The organism is Ideonella oryzae, assembly GCF_024055665.1.
Classification (GTDB): Bacteria; Pseudomonadota; Gammaproteobacteria; order Burkholderiales; family Burkholderiaceae_C; genus Ideonella; species Ideonella oryzae.
In genome coordinates, this window is record NZ_JAMXMC010000001.1 from 360,022 (window position 1) to 376,898 (window position 16,877).

17 protein-coding genes are annotated in these 16,877 nt (G+C 70.4%); 1 reads left to right on the top strand and 16 read right to left on the bottom strand.

Translation table 11 applies throughout. The features are described from left to right. Positions 1–90 precede the first annotated feature (90 nt). From M0L44_RS01720 to M0L44_RS01735, 4 genes are all read right to left on the bottom strand, one after another. The gene (locus M0L44_RS01720) at positions 91–1,059 is read right to left on the bottom strand and encodes a helix-turn-helix domain-containing protein (RefSeq protein WP_252767882.1); all 969 of its coding nucleotides are present in this window, start codon (positions 1,057–1,059) and stop codon (positions 91–93) included. Between the two features lie 125 nt (positions 1,060–1,184). Beyond that, entirely contained in the window at positions 1,185–1,820 is a 636-nt protein-coding gene (locus M0L44_RS01725) for a class II glutamine amidotransferase domain-containing protein (RefSeq protein ID WP_252767883.1), read from the bottom strand. Positions 1,821–2,019: 199 nt separating this feature from the next. Beyond that, positions 2,020–2,421 carry a PPC domain-containing DNA-binding protein gene (locus tag M0L44_RS01730; protein WP_252767884.1) on the bottom strand — a complete coding sequence of 134 codons (402 nt, stop codon included), beginning with the start codon at positions 2,419–2,421 and terminating at the stop codon, positions 2,020–2,022. Then, positions 2,418–3,329 (bottom strand): ketopantoate reductase family protein, encoded by a 912-nt coding sequence (locus M0L44_RS01735; RefSeq protein WP_252768060.1) that lies wholly within the window; start codon positions 3,327–3,329, stop codon positions 2,418–2,420. Before M0L44_RS01735 ends, M0L44_RS01730 begins: the two co-directional genes overlap by 4 nt. A 252-nt stretch (positions 3,330–3,581) precedes the next feature. Between M0L44_RS01735 and M0L44_RS01740 the strand changes: the two genes are divergently transcribed. Then, positions 3,582–5,120, top strand: coding sequence for a methyl-accepting chemotaxis protein (locus M0L44_RS01740; RefSeq protein ID WP_252767885.1), 1,539 nt, complete (start codon positions 3,582–3,584; stop codon positions 5,118–5,120). Positions 5,121–5,155: 35 nt separating this feature from the next. On the opposite strand, the gene M0L44_RS01745 is transcribed toward M0L44_RS01740, so the two are convergent. From M0L44_RS01745 to M0L44_RS01800, 12 genes are all read right to left on the bottom strand, one after another. Further along, a complete protein-coding gene (locus M0L44_RS01745) occupies positions 5,156–6,184 on the bottom strand; it encodes a 2Fe-2S iron-sulfur cluster-binding protein (protein WP_252767886.1) in 1,029 nt (342 codons plus the stop codon). Beyond that, the gene (locus M0L44_RS01750) at positions 6,181–7,167 is read right to left on the bottom strand and encodes an aromatic/alkene monooxygenase hydroxylase subunit beta (RefSeq protein ID WP_252767887.1); all 987 of its coding nucleotides are present in this window, start codon (positions 7,165–7,167) and stop codon (positions 6,181–6,183) included. Before M0L44_RS01750 ends, M0L44_RS01745 begins: the two co-directional genes overlap by 4 nt. Before the next feature lie 20 nt (positions 7,168–7,187). Further along, complete coding sequence (locus M0L44_RS01755; RefSeq protein ID WP_252767888.1) at positions 7,188–7,502, bottom strand: MmoB/DmpM family protein; 315 nt, start codon at positions 7,500–7,502, stop codon at positions 7,188–7,190. A 19-nt stretch (positions 7,503–7,521) separates the two neighbouring features. Further along, positions 7,522–7,857, bottom strand: a complete 336-nt coding sequence (locus M0L44_RS01760; protein WP_252767889.1) for a monooxygenase system ferredoxin subunit — start codon at positions 7,855–7,857, stop codon at positions 7,522–7,524. Between the two features lie 10 nt (positions 7,858–7,867). After that, complete coding sequence (locus tag M0L44_RS01765; protein WP_022981827.1) at positions 7,868–8,128, bottom strand: toluene-4-monooxygenase system B family protein; 261 nt, start codon at positions 8,126–8,128, stop codon at positions 7,868–7,870. A 24-nt stretch (positions 8,129–8,152) separates the two neighbouring features. Then, the gene (locus M0L44_RS01770; RefSeq protein WP_252767890.1) at positions 8,153–9,658 is read right to left on the bottom strand and encodes a ferritin family protein; all 1,506 of its coding nucleotides are present in this window, start codon (positions 9,656–9,658) and stop codon (positions 8,153–8,155) included. Positions 9,659–9,800: 142 nt separating this feature from the next. Continuing rightward, positions 9,801–10,493 carry a response regulator transcription factor gene (locus tag M0L44_RS01775; RefSeq protein ID WP_252767891.1) on the bottom strand — a complete coding sequence of 231 codons (693 nt, stop codon included), beginning with the start codon at positions 10,491–10,493 and terminating at the stop codon, positions 9,801–9,803. Next, a complete protein-coding gene (locus M0L44_RS01780) occupies positions 10,490–13,432 on the bottom strand; it encodes an ATP-binding protein (protein WP_252767892.1) in 2,943 nt (980 codons plus the stop codon). The genes M0L44_RS01775 and M0L44_RS01780 overlap by 4 nt, the downstream gene beginning before the upstream one ends. A gap of 97 nt (positions 13,433–13,529) precedes the next feature. Then, positions 13,530–14,537 (bottom strand): zinc-binding alcohol dehydrogenase family protein, encoded by a 1,008-nt coding sequence (locus M0L44_RS01785; protein WP_252767893.1) that lies wholly within the window; start codon positions 14,535–14,537, stop codon positions 13,530–13,532. 133 nt (positions 14,538–14,670) lie between these two features. Beyond that, complete coding sequence (gene thmT / locus M0L44_RS01790; RefSeq protein WP_022979328.1) at positions 14,671–14,862, bottom strand: 2-hydroxymuconate tautomerase; 192 nt, start codon at positions 14,860–14,862, stop codon at positions 14,671–14,673. A gap of 19 nt (positions 14,863–14,881) precedes the next feature. Next, positions 14,882–15,922, bottom strand: coding sequence for a 4-hydroxy-2-oxovalerate aldolase (gene dmpG / locus M0L44_RS01795; protein WP_252767894.1), 1,041 nt, complete (start codon positions 15,920–15,922; stop codon positions 14,882–14,884). 16 nt (positions 15,923–15,938) lie between these two features. Continuing rightward, on the bottom strand, positions 15,939–16,868 hold the full coding sequence (locus tag M0L44_RS01800) for an acetaldehyde dehydrogenase (acetylating) (RefSeq protein ID WP_252767895.1): 930 nt from the start codon (positions 16,866–16,868) through the stop codon (positions 15,939–15,941). Between the last annotated feature and the right edge of the window lie 9 nt (positions 16,869–16,877).

Consider the following 16,877-nt stretch of genomic DNA (forward strand, 5'->3'; position numbering starts at 1 on the left):
AGCGCAGGGGCACGGAACGATGCTAGGAACCGGGGCCGGCGGCGGCTTGATCCTGCGTGCACACCACTTGTCCAGGCGTGCGCCGCCCCCTCAGGCCGGGCGACGCTGGCGGGCCTGCGAGGGCGATTCGCCAAAGACCTTCTTGTAGGTCCGGCTGAAATGGGCCGCATCGCTGAAGCCGTGGCTCAGCGCCAGGTCGGCCAGATTGCGGTGCGTCCCCAGGTTCCCCATCAGCAGCTCGCGGCAGCGTTGCAGCCGGGCTCTGAGCAGAAATGCCTGCGGCTTCTCCTGGACCTGCTCAAAGGCCTTGTAGAGCGAACGGCGCGACACCCCCAGCTCCGAGGCCAGCCGATCCGGTGTCAGGTCTGGCTCGGTCAGGTGTGCGAGCAGGTAGGCCTTGGCCTGATTGAGCAAGCTCATCCAGGCATCCTGGCCGCGCCGCTCGGTGGCTTCGCGGCCCTGCAGCTGCATCGCAATGTCCAGCAGCGCCCGCACACTCAGCGAAAAAGCCGAGCAGGTGGCCGAGCCGAGGTGCACATCCTCGGCCAGGGCCGCGCTGACCATGTCCAGCGCCAGCTTGGCCGCCTCGGTGGTGCTGCGGGGCGACTGGGGCAAACGCTGGCAGGCCTGCAGCCAGGCATCGCCCTCGTCAACTGCGTGAAACATCACGGAAAAATCAACCCCTTCGCTCATGGCCAACTCGTACGGGCGCGAGGCCTCGTAGAGCAACCATTCGCCGGCCTGCAGGTCGATCACCTGCCGGCCCTGGCTGAACTGCGCACTGCCCTGGCGCAGCCACAGCACCTTGACTTGGCGCCGCGGCAGGCTGAGGCAGGCCGGCTCGGTCATGCGGGCCACATGGGCGGGCGCCTGGATGCGGGCCAGCCGGCAGCCCTGACGCACCTTGGCCACCGTCTGAATGGCCAACGGCTCCACCGGACGAGACATTTCCAGCACCAGTGGGAAGAAGCCCTGGTGGATCTGCCGCGCCCAGGACAGCGGCGCAGGCACCGGGGTGGCTGGCTGCGGTGCGCCAAGAAACGTGGCAGCGATGGACATGGCAAACCCCGGCAGAACGGCCTCGACCGCCCTCCGAGGAAGCCCCCGGGACTTCAGGCAGTCTTGATATAGGAAAATTCAAGCATTTAACATGCCTGCGGGGTCCACACCACCGCGGCCGACGCTCAGCCCAATGCCCAGGACAACCAGCGCCAGCGGTTGCCACCCGGGCGCTGCAGCCCGGGCTTGGGCGCCCAGGCATGGGTGTTGGACACCTGGATGCCCGGCATCTCGCCATCCCACTCATGGGCCTGCACGGTGTGCCAGTCGCGCCCCAGCCGCACCGCCCCTTGGGCGTCCAGGAGCAGCACCATGGAGCCCTGCACCAGCGGCGCCATCAGGCGGACAAAGCCCTCGCTGCGCACCAGGGCCTGGGCCTGGGTGTCGTCCAGCCCGTCCAGCATGTCGCGCAGCAGGCGGGCCAGTTCGGCGGTGTCGCTCAGGGCCGGATCCTGCGGGGCCAAGTGGTGAATGCTGCCGTTGTGCATCAGCAGCAGGCCCTCGCGCACCAAATAGGGGTGAGCCAGCGCATGGCAGACCGGGCCGTAAGTGGCCTTGCGCAGGTGCAGGTAGGCCTCGGTCTCCAGCGGCAGCTGCCGGTTGTAGATCAGCAACTCCTCAAAGGCCATGCCCTTGACGGAAGTGACCCGCCCGCCGTGGCGATGGAAGGCGCCCCAACCATGGCTGTTGCGCTGCCAGACGTTCTCCAGGAAATCGGCGGCGATCTGCCGCCCCGCGGGCTTCTTGATGATCAGGCACATGTCCGGAACCAGGCTTCGACGGAAAGGCAAGCAAGATGAATGCCTTCATCCTCGCCGTTTGATCGGCCGGGCAGGCGCCGAAATGAACGGTTTGAGCGTGGCAATCTTTCTAACGGACGGTTCCGATGCCTGGCCGACCGGTTTCAGGCGGGCACGGGCCCTCGCGCGCCCATCTCGACAGCTTGCAGACAGCTTGCGTTCAGCGTCGATCCTGGATCTGCAGCTCCGTGAAGCCGGTCTGCACATCCGGGGCACGGCCCAGGGCCCACTCAGGGGACCAGGCCAGCAGCAGCTCGGCGGTGGTGCGCACCACATTGCCGGGCAGCAGGTGCCCGCCCAGCACCCGCCCCTGTGCATCGGCGACGGTGGCGTGCAGATGCGGCCCTTGCGGAGAGACGGTGCCGGCCAGGGTCAGCAGCTCCACCGGGCCGGCCAGGCAGGTCGCGGCCTCGGCCCCGGCCAGGCGCAAGCGGGCATCTCCCAGGCTGCCAATGCCCGAGAGCACGAAGGCCGAGCCGGTGGGCAGCTGCAGACGCACGGCCTCGGCCAAGGCCGTGCGCAGGTCGCAGCCCGGTGTCAGGCGCAAGGGCCAGGTGTTCATCCGGGCTGGACGTGCAGGGCCAGGATGTCGGCCACCGCGCTGTTGTACGGCGTGGCCACCCCCCGCAGCGCGCCGCGGCGGCTGACGTCGCCACTCAGCCAGGGCAGTTCCAGCCGATGGCCCTGCAACAGGTCGCGCAGCATCGATGCGGTCATGTCCGCGGGCAGCTGGTCGCAAAAGCGCAGCCGGTCCTCGGCGTAGTCGGGTGGCAGTGCCACCCCTTCGGCACGGCCCACGGCCACCGCTTCGGCCATCAGCGTCAACAGCAAGCGGCGCGAGGCCGGGTGGCTGCGGACCGGCCCCAGGGCGCAGCGGGTGCTGGCCGTGGCGCCGGACAGGCCCACCAGGAAGACGAACTTCTCCCAGATGGCGCGGGCGATGTCCTCGCTCACCACGGCCTCGATCCCCGCCTGCTCGCAGGCCTGCCGGAAGGCCTCCACCCGAGGCGTGCGCTGGCCGCCGTATTCGCCGAAGACCAGCTTCTGCAGGGTGCCGCTGTGCGCGATCACGCCGGGCGCCTCGATGGTCGCGGCGATGTAGCAGACGCCGCCCACCACCGCCGCATCGCCCAGCGCGGCCCGCAGCATCTCGTCCTTGACCACGCCGTTCTGCAGGGAAATGACCGCCGTGCCCGGCCCCACCAGGGGGCGGATGGCCTGGGCGGCGGTCTCGGTGTCCCACAGCTTGACGCCCAGCAGCACCACGTCCACCGGCCCGATGTCGGCCGGGCGGTCGGTGATGGCGGGATGAGGCAGGTGCATGTCGCCCAGGGGGCTGCGCACCGTCAGGCCCTGGGCCCGGATGGCATCCAGGTGGCGCCCCCGGGCGATGAACTGCACGTCGTGCCCGGCCAGTGCCAGGCGGGTGCCGAAGTACCCGCCCACGCCGCCGGTTCCCATGATGGCCACTTTCAAGTCGGTGTCTCCGGTGAGAGTGATGGGCGCTGATCATCGTTCTTCCCGCCCTTCCCTGGGCGCGCAGGGGTGATCGGCGCCACCGGGCCTGCCGCGCACGGCAGATGGTTTCCCCGGCCGCGCTTTGGGGGTTTGGGGTTGAGCCGAATCAAGCTTGGGCTGCCGACGTCGAAAACAGTGACAACCCGGTCTGCCAGGGCCCACCCCGGTCGACCGTCTCCCGAACCCTTCACCTGCCGAACGACCATGCTCACCTGGTTCGACAACCTGCGCCTGGGGCGCAAACTGCAACTCCTGATGGCGGCCGTGCTGGTGCTCACCGTGGTGGTGGGCGGGCTGGCCGTGGTGCAACTGGGTCACATCGGCGCCGGCGTGGGCGAAGTGGCGCACACCGCCCTGCCCCGGGCCCGGCAGGTGGCGGCCCTGCGGGCCGAGATGCTGTCCTTCCGCACCACCCAGTACGCCCACATGCTCAGCGACGACGAGACCGAGCAGGCGGGCTTCAAGCAGCGCATCCAGCAGATCGCCAGCCAGGTGGCCCAGACCCGCCAGCGCATCGAGCCCCTGCTCTCCGACGCCCAGCAACGCAGCGCCTATGACGCTTTTGCCGGTCAGTGGACCCAGTACCTGCAGGGCAACGAGAAGGTGCTGATGCTCAGCGGCGACTTCGGCGCCACGGCCCTGGGCGGGGACTATGGCAAGACTTTCGAGGCGATGAACGCCAGCCTGAGCGACATCCTGAAGGCCAACGACGTGGTGGTGGACGAGCAGGTCCAGGCCACGGAGTCGGCCGTCGTCCACACCCGCACTGCCATCCTGGGCACGGTGGTGGCCGCCCAGGCCCTGGGCACGCTGCTGGCCTGGTTCATGTCGCGCCGCATCGTGGCCTCGCTGGGCGAGGCCTCGCGCAGCGCCCGCGCGGTCGCCAAGGGCGACCTGACCGGACGCATCCCGCAAGGGGGGCACGACGAGGTGGGCGCCCTGCTCACCTCCCTGGGCGAGATGCAGGGTGGCCTGTCCAGCCTGGTGCACACGGTGCGTTCGGGCGTGGATTCGGTGGCCACCGCCTCGTCCGAGATCGCCACCGGCAACATGGACCTGTCCAGCCGCACCGAGCAGCAGGCCGCCAGCCTGCAGCGCACCGCCTCGGCCGTGCAGCAGCTGGCCGGCAACCTGCACCAGAGCACCGATGTGGCCCGTCAGGCCGAGCAGATGGCCCGCAACGCCGCCGAGGTGGCCCAGCGCGGCGGTGGCGTGGTGCGCGATGTGGTGAGCACCATGGGCGAGATCACCCAGGCCTCGCAGCGCATCGGCGACATCATCGGCGTGATCGACGGCATCGCCTTCCAGACCAACATCCTGGCCCTGAACGCCGCGGTGGAAGCTGCCCGCGCCGGGGAACAGGGCCGCGGCTTCGCCGTGGTGGCCGGCGAGGTGCGCAGCCTGGCCCAGCGCAGCGCCGAGGCCGCCCGCGAGATCAAGAGCCTGATCGGCGCCTCCTCCGACAAGGTGGAGCAAGGCGCCCGCCTGGTGCAGGGCGCCGGCCAGACCATGGACGACATCGTGCGCTCGGTGCAGCAGGTCAGCGCGCTGATCGCCGACATCGCCGGCACCGCGGGCGCCCAGACTTCGGGCATCGAGGAGGTCAATGCGGCGATGCTGCAGCTCGACCAGATGACCCAGCAGAACGCCGCCCTGGTGGAGCAGAGCGCTGCCGCCGCGGCCAGCCTGCACGCCCAGGGCGACCGGCTGCGCGAGGCGGTCGCCCGCTTCCACGTGGTCTGAGGACGCGCCCGCGGGTCTCGCGCGGCGCGGGTCCGTCAGACGAAGCGGTCGAAGTGCACCTGCCCGAAGGGCACGCGGTGCTGCACCATCAACAGCTGCTGCACGGCCTCCACCATCGGCGGCGGGCCGGCGAAGTAGTGGTCGTACTGGTCCAGCGGCGCCGGCAGGGCCGGTGCGATCATCTCGTGAACGAAGCCGCGGTGGCCGGCCCAGGGCTGGCCCGGGTCCGGGGCCGACAGGGCCGTGTGGACCTGCACGCGGGCCGGGTCCAGCCCCTCGAACTCCCGCAGGACGCCCAGTTCGGCCTGCTGCCGCAAGCCGAGAAAGAAGTGCACCCGGCGGGGGCCTGCCTCGGCCAGCACGCCGCGCGCCACCGACAGCATGGGCCCCAGGCCCGAGCCCCCGGCCACGCACACCACGTCGCGCTCGCCCGCGCGCAGATGGCCATGGCCATAGGGCCCATCCAGCAGGACACTGGCCCCGGGGTGGAGCGCGGCGAACAGGGCCTGGCTGCCGGCGCCCCCGGGCACCCGCCGGACGATGAAGTGCCAGCGTCCCTCGGCATTGGGCAGGTTGGCCATGGAATAGGCCCGCGCCCCCACCACGCCCGGCGGATGGAGCAGCGCGTACTGGCCGGGGAGGAACAGCGCCGACCCCGGCGCCTGCAGCACGAACTCGTCCATGTCGGGCGTGATCGAACGGCGCCCGACCACGGTGGCCTGCAGGGGCCGGGGCGGGATGGGTGCTTCTTCCGGCGGCGCCTCCAGCCGCACCCGCACGCGACAGTCCTGCAGCGGCCGGGACTGGCAGGCCAGGCGCTTGCCACGCCGCCGCTCGCGCTCGGACAGGCCCGGGGCCTCGGGCCACAGCGTGACCACCTCGCCCTCGACCAGCTCGTAGCGGCAGGCGCCACAGCCGCCGACGCTGCACTCGTAGGGCCAGGGCACCCCGGCCCGCAAGGCCGCGCGCAGCAGGGTGTCCTCACCCTCGGCCATCTCGAAGGCGGGGCCGCCCTCGACCTGGATGCGCAGCGGCGGCGCGGAAGCGCTCGTCTCGCCGCTCACAGACCCAGCCCCTCGCGCCACTGGCGGGTGGCGGCCTGGGCCCGGCCGGCCAGGTCGCCCGCCTCGGGCAGGGCCGCCACATAGCGCTCGATGGCGCGCTCGGCCAGCGGCGCCCAGGTGGCCACCCAGCGCTGCAGCACCGCGCGGTTGCCCTCGGTCTGCAAGGCCATCTGCACCAGGGCGGCGGCCCAGCGGCGGTGGCGCTGCGCGTCCAGCAGCTGGGCGTCGGTCAGCAGGCCCATCAGGGTGTCGCCGTTGTGGCGCGCCACCTCGCCCAGGCCGCGCAGCACCGTCTCCTCCACCGCCGGGCGCACCACCAGGCTGAAGGCCGTGAAGCTCTCGCCCCAGTCCCAGGCGACGAGCGCCCGCTCGACCAGCTCGCGCCAGCCCTGCCAGGCCAGGTCCTGCTCCCAGCGGTCACGCTCGCCGGTGGCAAAGCCGGCGGCCGGGAAGGCGGTGGCCAGCTCGCGGGTGCGGTAGGCCGTGTGGGTGAGCCAGCGCAGCGCATCGGCCGTCTGGTAGGTGGCGCAGTTGGAGATGGTCGAGGCCGGCGCCATCTGCGACAGATAGGCCGAGGCCATCTGCAGCGTGTGGAACAGGTAGCGCGCGGGGGTGTAGAGCCGGGCCAGCGTGCCGGCCCAGGCCGGCTCCAGCATGGCGTCGTGGCCCCGCGCCGAGAACTGCTCGAACAGGCCCTGCACATAGGTCTCCTGCCCGTCCTGCTGCAGGTTGTAGGTGCGGTAGACCATCTCGTCCGGGTCGCGGAAGGCGTCCCAGTCGGCATGCTGCAGCGGCGAGGCGTTGCGGTACTGCTTGAACCAGGTGGCCAGGCCGTGGTTGGGGTCCAGCTCGAAGGGCGCGTCGGGGTTGTCGGTGGAGAAATGCAGGTTGGTCGAGACGATCTCGTACTCGCTGGGCTTGCGGCGGCGCCCGGCCAGGTGGCTCCAGGTCTTGAGCGGCTTGAGCACTTCGGTGTGTGACATGGGGGTGTCTCCTGCTCCGGTCAGAGCGTCTTTTCGTAATAGAAGCGGACCTGCTCGTCGCCGGTCTCGATGCGTCCGGCAAAGGAGCCCAGGTTGAGCTCCAGCTCGGACATCTTGAAAGGTCGGCCCAGCGCGCGTTCCAACGTCTCGCGGCGCAGCACGAGCTCGCCTTCGCAGTCGATGCGCACATAGGCCAGCTTGTCGTCGACGCGGATCTGCTTGCCGGGGTTGTCCTCCTCGGCGGCCTCGATCACGGCGGAGGTGATGGGGCTGGCGCGCAGCACGGGGCCGACGCGGTTGTTGCGGTAGGCCTCGGCGGTCTTGGTGTCACTCATGATGGATGGGTCTCGGTGATCAGCTGTGGGCGAACAGCGGGGTGACGTCGGCGGCGTCCACCAGCACGTCCTCGCCCTCGATGCGCACGGGGTACTGCGCCAGGCGACAGTCGCCGGGGTTGATGCCCGCGCCGGTGCGGGCGTCGAAGGTCCACTGGTGGGCGCGGCACATCAGCACCTTGCCGTCGAATTGGCCTTCGCACAGCGGAATGTCCTGATGCGGGCAGACGCCCTGGAAGGCGCGCACCTCGCCGCCGTCCATGCCCAGCAGCACGATGACGTGCTCGCCCACCTCGACCTCGGTCATCTCGCCTTCCCAGACCTCGTCCAGGGTGCAGACTTTCTGAAAGCTCATGGGCGGGTCCTCAGGCGTCGCAGAAGATGAACTCGAGCGACTCCATCGGCTGGATGTCGGTCTCGCACAGCTTCTTCTCGCGGGGGAAGAAGGTCTCGCTGCCCTGGCGGCGCACGCGCACCACCTTGCCGGGTTGCGGACGCACCCGTCGGCCCACCGAGTGGTGGGCGGCGGCGGCGGCCACCTCGTCCATGGTGTTCTCGGTGTCGACCGGCAGCAGCTGCAGCACGAAGTCGTACTGGAAATTGGAAATCAGGGGGAACAGGGCCATCGTTGTCTCCTGGAACTGGCCGGCTCAAGCGGCCTGCTTCTTGGTGCGCGGGTCGCGGTAGGCGTCGACCCAGGCATAGCCGTGGGCGTCGTCGCCGATCTCGCCGGGGGCAAGGCTCATGTACTGCAGCGCCCCCATCAGGTTGGGCGGCTGGATCTGCCCGGCCAGGAAGCGGTCCACCAGGGTCAGGTGGTCGCGGTAGCGCAGCGGGTCCTGCTGGAAGACCCAGCGGTCGATCTCGGAGTTGAAGTGGTAGGTGCGGCCGTTGTAGGTCAGCGGGTGGTCCTTGACGTTCCAGCCCTTGCCCGGCACCGCGCAGATCGGGATCTGGCTCATGTTGCAGACGATGGGGAGGGTCTCGGGCAGGGTCAGGTCGGTGCGGCCGGCCTTGAGGTTGTCGATGATCACGTCCCAGGCCTGGCCGAAGCTGTCGTTCCAGCCGGGGTACTTCTCCTCCAGCCAGTCGCGGCAGTCGGGCGTCATGCCGGCGGCCACGTTCCACCACAGCGTCGGGCGCCAGTACCAGATGCCCATCTGGTAGGCGTGGTGCTGGTAGTCGAACTCGTTGATCATCTGGTCCCAGTACCAGGGCAGGTCCAGGCCCAGGTCCAGCAGCGTGCGCTCGAACTGGCCGACGATCCACTCGCGCATGAACTCCTTGAAGGACTGCTTGCGGTGCTCCAGCGGCGTGGCGTAGTCCATGGCCGTGCCGGTGAGCAGGCAGAACAGGCGCCAGGCGCGGGCGATGGCCACGTCCACCAGCTTCTGCGCCTCCTCCTTGCGCCCCTGGGCGATCAGGATCTGCAGCGCCGGCCCACCGATCTGCGCATGGCGCGACTCGTCGGTCTGGATGCTGGAGATGAGGCTGGAGAAGGTGTAGTCGCCCGCCTCCGCCGCATCGGCCGCCAGGCCCAGGAACTGCATGTTGGTGAAGCCCGTCTCGAAGGCGAAGGTCAGCATCACCGCGATGTCGGTGGCGCTGCGCGAAAGGAACAGGTCATCGAAGGTGTGGCGCGCCGCGATGGCCCCCCACTCGTTGGTGTGATAGGCCTTGTGCGCCCAGTCGAACTGGCGGTCCTTGGCGCAGTAGCTGTGCGGGAAGTACAGCTGGATCTGGGCGTGGCGGTTCTCGTCCATCATCCCGAAGGTGGCCATGTTGCGCATGCCTGGCGCGCGGCCGAAGCGGGTCATGCGGGCCTCCGCACTCATCGCCGCGTACTCGCCCAGGGCGATGGCGCCGTAGTGCGACTTCAGGATCGAGAGCCAGCCCGGATCGGCCTCCTCGAACATGCGGCTGCGCTCCAGGGCGGCCTTGACCGAGTAGGCCCCGGCGTCCTTCTCGCGCTGAATGCGCACGTACTCGGGGTACGAGGTCTTGTAGGGTTCGTCGTAGCTTTCCCAGGCCTGCATCGGCACGCCCTTGGCGCCGGTCATCAGATCGGGAAAGAGTTCATCTTCGCTGACGTAGGACGGTGTCCAGTTCGTGCTGCGCGCAATGTCGTACCACTCGTTGCGGTCGAGCAAGGCCATGGCGTCTGTCTCCTGTATGTTGGCGGTGGGCCTGCTGTGAGGCCCTCTTCTCGCCCGGCACCGTGCGATGCGGTGGGCGTGCCATGGAATCTAGTGAGACAGGCCTTGGTGCACCATTGCACAAAGGTTCAGTTCGGGCCCTTCAGCCCCCCTCTGGCCCCTGGGACATTCCCGGATCGGCGCGCGGCACACCCAGGCGGTCGAGCATGGCGATGAGCTCGGGCAGCGAGCCCGCGGCCATCTTCTCCATCATGCGGTGGCGGTGCACCTTGACGGTCACCTCCGAGATGCCCAGGCGGTCGGCCGTCTGCTTGTTGCGCAGGCCCTGCAGCAGCCACTGCATCACCTCGCGTTCGCGCTGGGTCAGGGCCTCGTAGCGCGCGCGCAGGGCCCGGCTGTCCTGCTGGGCCTGCCAGGCCTGTGCGGCCTCGGCCAGGCCCTGGGCGATGGCCCCCAGCAGGGCCTCGTCGTCAAAGGGCTTGGGCAGGAACTCGAGGGCCCCGGCCTTGATGGCCCGCACGGTCATCGGGATGTCGCCATGGGCCGTCAGAAAGACGATGGGCAGCTTGCAGCCGGTCTGGGCCAGTTCGCGCTGCAGCTCCAGCCCGGTCATGCCCGGCATGCGCACGTCCAGCACCAGGCAGGCCGGCCCGTCCAGGGGCGTCTGCAGGCGCTGCAGCAGCTCGGCGGCCGAGGCAAAGCTCTCCACCGGCCAGCCGGCGGACCCGATCAGGCTGGCCAGAGCCTCGCGCATGGACAGGTCGTCGTCGACGACCAGCACCCGGGCCTGGCCGGGGAGGGGTGCGGTGGCGGGGGCCGGAGCGGGTGCGTTCATGCGACAGCGCCCTCGCCTGCCACCGGCAGGGTGAAGCAGAAGGTGGCGCCTGCCCCGGGCCGCTGTTCGGCCCACAGCCGGCCGCCGTGCGACTCCACGATGCCGCGGCTGATGGCCAGGCCCATGCCCAGGCCCTGTGGCTTGCTGGTGTGGAAGGCCTGGAAGATCTCCTCGCCGGCCTGCGGGTCCAACCCCGGCCCGGCATCCTCGACCCGCACATGCAGGCTGGCCGCGTCGTGCCGGCCCAGGGTGACGCTGACCCAGCGGGGCCCGGCCCCGTCGCGGCCGATGGCCTCCATGCCGTTCATCACCAGGTTGAGCACCACCTGCTGGACCTGCACCGGGTCGGCCAGAACCGCCGGCAGCCCGTCGGGTGCGGCCACCTGCAGCGTCACCCGGCGGCTCTGGGCCTCGGCCCGCACCAGCTCGATGACCTCGGCCACCGCCGTGGCCAGGGCCACCGGCTGGCGGCGGGTGGCCCCGCGCTGCAGAAAGGCCCGGGTGCGGCCGATGATGTCGGCGGCGCGCCGGGCGTCGCGCACGATGCGCTCCAGCGCCGCATGGGCCTGGGGCTCGTTGGGCGGCTGGGCATCCAGCCAGCGCAGGCCGGCCTGGCCATTGGCCGCCACGGCCGCCAGGGGCTGGTTGATCTCGTGGGCCAGCGAGGCCGCCATCTCGCCCAGCGCGCTGGCGCGGGTGACCTGGGCCAGCGTCTCGCGGGCCGCGGCCAGCGCCTCCTCGGCGGCCTTCTGCTCGGTGATGTCCTCGGCCACCACCACCAGCAGCGGCGCGTTCGCGGCGGTGTCGGGCACCTGGGCCACGCTGGTGCTGGCCCACACCACGTGGCCGTCGCGGTGCAGAAAGCGCCGCTGCACGTGGTACTCGCGCACCTCGCCGGCCAGCACCCGGGCCACCCGCTCACGGCTGGCCGGGTGTTCGCCCGGCGGCGTGATGTCGGCCAGGCCGCAGCGGCGGATCTGGGCGTCCGTGTGCCCGAGCATGCGGCTGAACGCGGGGTTGGCCCCCAGGATGCGCTCGGCCCCGTCCAGCAATGCAATGCCCACCGGCGAATGCTCGTAGATGGCCCACCAGCGCTGCTCCGATTCCTGCAGCGCCCGCCGGCTGACGATGAGCTGGTGGGCCAGGTGGGACAGGTCGTCGCTCTGCGAAGCCAGGGCCTGGCGCATGGCGTCGCGGGCCAGCTTCATGCCCACCAGGTTGCGCACCCGGGCGCGCAGCTCATGCGCCGAGAAGGGCTTGGTCAGGTAGTCCTGCGCGGCCTGGGCCAGCAGCCGGGTGCGCAGCGCATGGTCGTCCCGCGCGGACAGCACCAGCACCGGCACCTCGGCCAGCGCAGGCGCCTCCCGGATGGCCTGGATCAGCCGGTCCCCGGACAGACCCGGCATCATCAGGTCGGTGACGATCAGGTCCGGCGGCGCGGCCAGGGCCTGCTGCAGCGCCGTCTGCCCATCGCCCACGGCCAGCACCCGGTGGTCGTGCCCCAGGGCCTCGCGCACGAAGCGCCGCATTTCGGGGTGGTCCTCCACCAGCAGCACGGTGGCGCGGCCGGGTGGCGGCGCCGCCCCCTCGGGCGCCAGCGCCTCGGCCTCGCCGGGCACGGCGGCGCACACCGCCTCGGAAGACGGGTCGGCATCCAGCTCCGGCAAGGCACGCGGGGTCGAGGTGAAGGCGGTCTGCAGCGGCCGGTCGGGCAGGTAGTGTTCCTCACCGGGCTGCAAGGGCAGCTCCAGCTGGAACAGGGCGCCGCCGCCCGGCGCATCGCTCACGCCGATCACGCCGCCGTGCAACTGCACCAGCTCCTTCACGATGGCCAGCCCCAGGCCGGAGCCGCTCTGGTCGCCGGCGGCGGTCTCGCTGCCCTGGTGGAAGCGGTCGAAGATGGCCTGGCGCTGCGCCGGCGGCACGCCCGGCCCCGAGTCCTGCACCTTGAGCAGGCAGCGCGCACTGCCCAGCGGCTCCAGCACGCAGCGGATGCGGCCGCCCGCCGGCGTGAACTTGAAGGCGTTGGACAGCAGGTTCTGCAGGATGCGCTCGAACTGACGCGGGTCCACCGCGGCGGGCAGGCTGGGCGGCGTGGACACCGTGTAGCTCAGGGCCCGCTTGGGCGCCAGCCACTGGAAGGGCTGGGCCACATGGCGCACCAGGGCGGCCAGGTCCACCCGGGCATAGCTGGGCGCCAGGTGGCCCGCATCCACGCGGGCCAGGTCCAGCAGGTCGTTGACGTGGCCCAGCAGGGTCTCGGCGCTGCGGCGGATCAGCAGCAGCCGATCGCGCTGCGTGGGGTCTGGCCCGGCGTCCTGCTCCAGCAGGTCCTCGACCGGCCCGAGGATGAGGGTGAGCGGCGTGCGGAACTCGTGGCTGAGCTTGGCGAACAGGTCGCTCTTGAGCTGGTCCAGGCGGCGCACCTGGTCCAGAAGGTCCTGCAGCTCAGCGTTCTTGCGCACCACCTCGGCCTCGGCCTGCTTCTTGGCCGAGATGTTGCGCCCCTCGGCCAGCAGGAACACCACCTCGCCCTGGTCGTCGCGCACCGGCATCAGCGAGTAGTCGACCACGATGGTCTCGTCGCCCGCGGCCTGGCCATAGACCTCCAGGTCGCAGCGCACGAACTCGCCGCCCGCGGCGCGGCGCACGATGTCGCGCTGCAGGGCCACGCTCTCGCGCGAGACCTGGAACCAGCGCGCCTCCCAGAAGGGCCGGCCGCGGATGTCCTCGAACTGCAGGCCCGCGCCCTCCAAGGCTGCGCGGTTGATCTCCAGCGTGGTGCCCTGCGCATCCAGCACGCCGACGAACTGGTACATCGCGTCGAGCACGATGCGCGCGAGCTTCTCGCGCCGGGTCTGCGGCGGATCGGTGGCCCGCAGCGTCACGTCGCCGATCTGGCAGCCGCTGTCGACGGCGAGAGAAGGCGAAGGGCTCATGGACTGCGGCATGCCAGGAAGAGGAACCCCAGGTTCTAAACGAGCCGCCGGTCTGGAGCGACGGGGCTTTCCCTCAAGCCCCATCGTCGCGGCACGCTCAGAAGCCTTCGAGCACGATCTTGCCGCGCGCGGTGCCGCTCTCGATCAGCGCATGGGCGCGGCGCAGATTGGCCGCGTCGATGCGGCCATAGTGCTCGCCCAGCGTCGTGCGGATGCGGCCGGCATCGACCAGATCGGCCACGCGTTCCAGCAGTTCGTGCTGACGCACCATGTCCGGCGTCTGGAAGACCGCCCGGGTGAACATCATTTCCCAGTGCAGCGAGAGGGACTTGCGCTTGAGCGGCATCGCATCCAGCGTGCCCGGGTCATCGATCAGCGCGAGGTGGCCCTGCGGGGCCAGCGCCTCCACGATCTGGGCGTAGTGCTCGGCGGTGTGGGTAATGCTGATGACATAGGGCACGGCCGGCACGCCGATGCGCGCGAGTTCCTGGGGCAGCGGCTGGCGGTGGTCGATCACCGCATGGGCGCCCAGCTCGCGCAGCCAGGCCTGGGTCTCGGGGCGCGAGGCCGTGCCGATCACCGTGAGCTGCGTCAGCTGCCGCGCCAGCTGGACCAGGATGGAGCCCACCCCGCCGGCCGCGCCCACCACCAGCAGGTGCTGGCCGGCCCCGCCCCCTTCGGGGATGGCCAGGCGGTCGAACAGCAGTTCCCAGGCGGTGATGGTGGTCAGCGGCAGGGCCGCGGCCTCGGCGTCGCTGAGCGTGCGCGGCTTGCGCCCGGCAATGCGCTCGTCCACCAGCACCGCCTCGGCATAGCAGCCGGGGCGGTCGATAGCACCGGCGAAGAACACCTCGTCGCCCGGCCGGTAGAAGCGCACCTCGGGGCCGACGGCCTCCACCACGCCCACCGCGTCCCAGCCGATGACGCGCGGCGTCTCGGTCGGGGCGCCGCGCCGGACCTTGGTGTCCACCGGGTTGACAGCGATGGCGCGCACCCGCACCTTCAGGTCGCGCGGGCCGGGCACCGGCTCGGGCAGCGCGATGTCGATCAGCGAACGGGGGTCTTCGGGCGGCAGACCGTGCAGGGTGTAGGCGATGGCTTTCATGGCGGGCGTCTCAAGGGGGTTGCGATGCCTGCCACTGTGCCCGCCCGGCACCCGGCTTTGAAGCCCCGGCGACCCGGTTCTTCTTCAACGGAATTTTGAAGATGCGCCGGGCGGACGGGGCGCCACCGGGGCCTCAGCGCCCCAGGGCCTTGGCGCTGACCCCGGCGATGCCCCAGTTCTCCTTGGGCACCTCGGTGATCCAGACGCGCACGTTCTCCTTGGGCGCGCCCACGGCTTCGACCAGGGCGGCGGTGACCTTCTCGATCACGGCGGCGCGCTGTTCCTCGGTGCGGCCTTCGATGAGGTAGATCTGTGCAAAAGGCATGGTGTGTCTTCCTTCTCGTTCAGGCCGCCTGGGCGACGGCGGCGCGTTGCTTGGACAGCGTCAGCGCAGTGTCCTCGATCATGTCTTCCTGGCCGCCGACCATGCCGCGCCGGCCCAGTTCGACCAGGATCTCGCGGGCGGGGATGCCGTACTTCTTCTCGGCGCGCTTGGCGAACAGCAGGAAGCTGCTGTACACCCCGGCGTAGCCCAGCGTCAGCGAGTCACGGTCCACGCGGATGATGTGGTCCATGATGGGCACCACCAGGTCCTCGGCCACGTCCTGGATCTTGAAGACGTCCACCCCGGTCTGGATGCCCATGCGGTCGCACACGGCGATGAAGACCTCCATCGGCGTGTTGCCCGCCCCGGCGCCCAGGCCGGCGGCGGCCGCGTCGATGCGGTTGGCCCCGGCGGCCACCGCGGCCACCGAGTTGGCCACGCCCATGGCCAGGTTGTGGTGGCCGTGGAAGCCCAGTTCTGTCTCGGGCTTGAGCGCGGCGCGCACCGCCTGCAGCCGCACCGTCACATCGTCGGGCAGCATGTAGCCGGCCGAGTCGGTCACGTAGACGCAGTTGGCGCCGTAGCTCTCCATCAGCTTGGCCTGGGTCACCAGCTTCTCCGGGCTGGCCATGTGGGCCATCATCAGGAAGCCCACGGTGTCCATCTCCAGCTTGCGCGCGGCGGTGATGTGCTGCTCGGAGACATCGGCCTCGGTGCAGTGGGTGGCCACGCGGATGGTGTGCACGCCCAGGTCCTTGGCCATCTTCAGGTGGTCCACGGTGCCGATGCCCGGCAGCAGCAGGGCCGAGACCTTGGCCTGCTTCATCTTCGGGATCACGGTGGAGAGGTATTCCTCGTCGCTGTGCGCCGGGAAGCCATAGTTGACCGAGCTGCCGCCCAGGCCGTCGCCGTGGGTGACCTCGATCAGCGGCACGCCCGCGGCGTCCAGGCCGCAGGCGATGGAGGCCATCTGCTCGAGCGTCATCTGGTGCCGCTTGGGGTGCATGCCGTCACGCAGGGTCATGTCGTGGACGGTGATCTTCTTGCCTTGCAGGTTCATCGTTGTTCTCCTGAGTTCAGGCCACGGCGTCGGCCACGGCTTGCAGCACCAGCTCGCCCTTGAGGATCTCCTCGGCGAACATCTCGGCGGTGCGGGCGGCGGCGGCGGTCATGATGTCCAGGTTGCCGGCGTACTTGGGCAGGTAGTCGCCCAGGCCTTCGACCTCCAGGAAGACCGAGACGCGCTGGCCGTCGAAGACCGGGCCGTTGACCAGGCGGTAGCCGGGCACGTACTTCTGCACCTCGGCCAGCATCTGGTGGATGGAGGCGGTGATGGCCTCGCGGTCCGGTTCACCGGCGCTCTCGTCGACCAGGCAGTGCACCGTGTCGCGCATGATCAGCGGCGGATCGGCCGGGTTGATGATGATGATGGCCTTGCCCTTCTTGGCACCGCCCACCTTCTCCACCGCGCCGGCGGTGGTGCGGGTGAACTCGTCGATGTTCTTGCGGGTGCCGGGGCCGACGGAACGGCTGGAGACGGTGGCGACGATCTCGCCGTAGGCCACCGGCTGCACGCGGGAGACGGCCGCCACCATCGGGATGGTGGCCTGGCCGCCGCAGGTGACCATGTTGACGTTCATCTCCTTCTTCCCCACGTGCTGCTTGAGGTTCACCGGCGGCACGCAGTAGGGGCCGATGGCCGCGGGGGTGAGGTCGATCATCAGCGCGCCCTGGGCATTGACCTTGCGGCTGTTCTCGGCGTGCACGTAGGCGCTGGTGGCGTCGAAGACGATCTGCACGCCGTCGGCCCGCATGTGCGGCACCAGGCCGTCCACGCCCTCGGCGGTGGTCTTCAGGCCCAGTTCACGGGCGCGCTTCAGCCCATCGGATTCGGGGTCGATGCCCACCATCCACACCGGCTCCAGCACCGGGCTGCGCTGCAGCTTGGCCAGCAGGTCGGTGCCGATGTTGCCGGGCCCGATCAGGGCGCATTTGATTTTCTTCATGGGATGCCT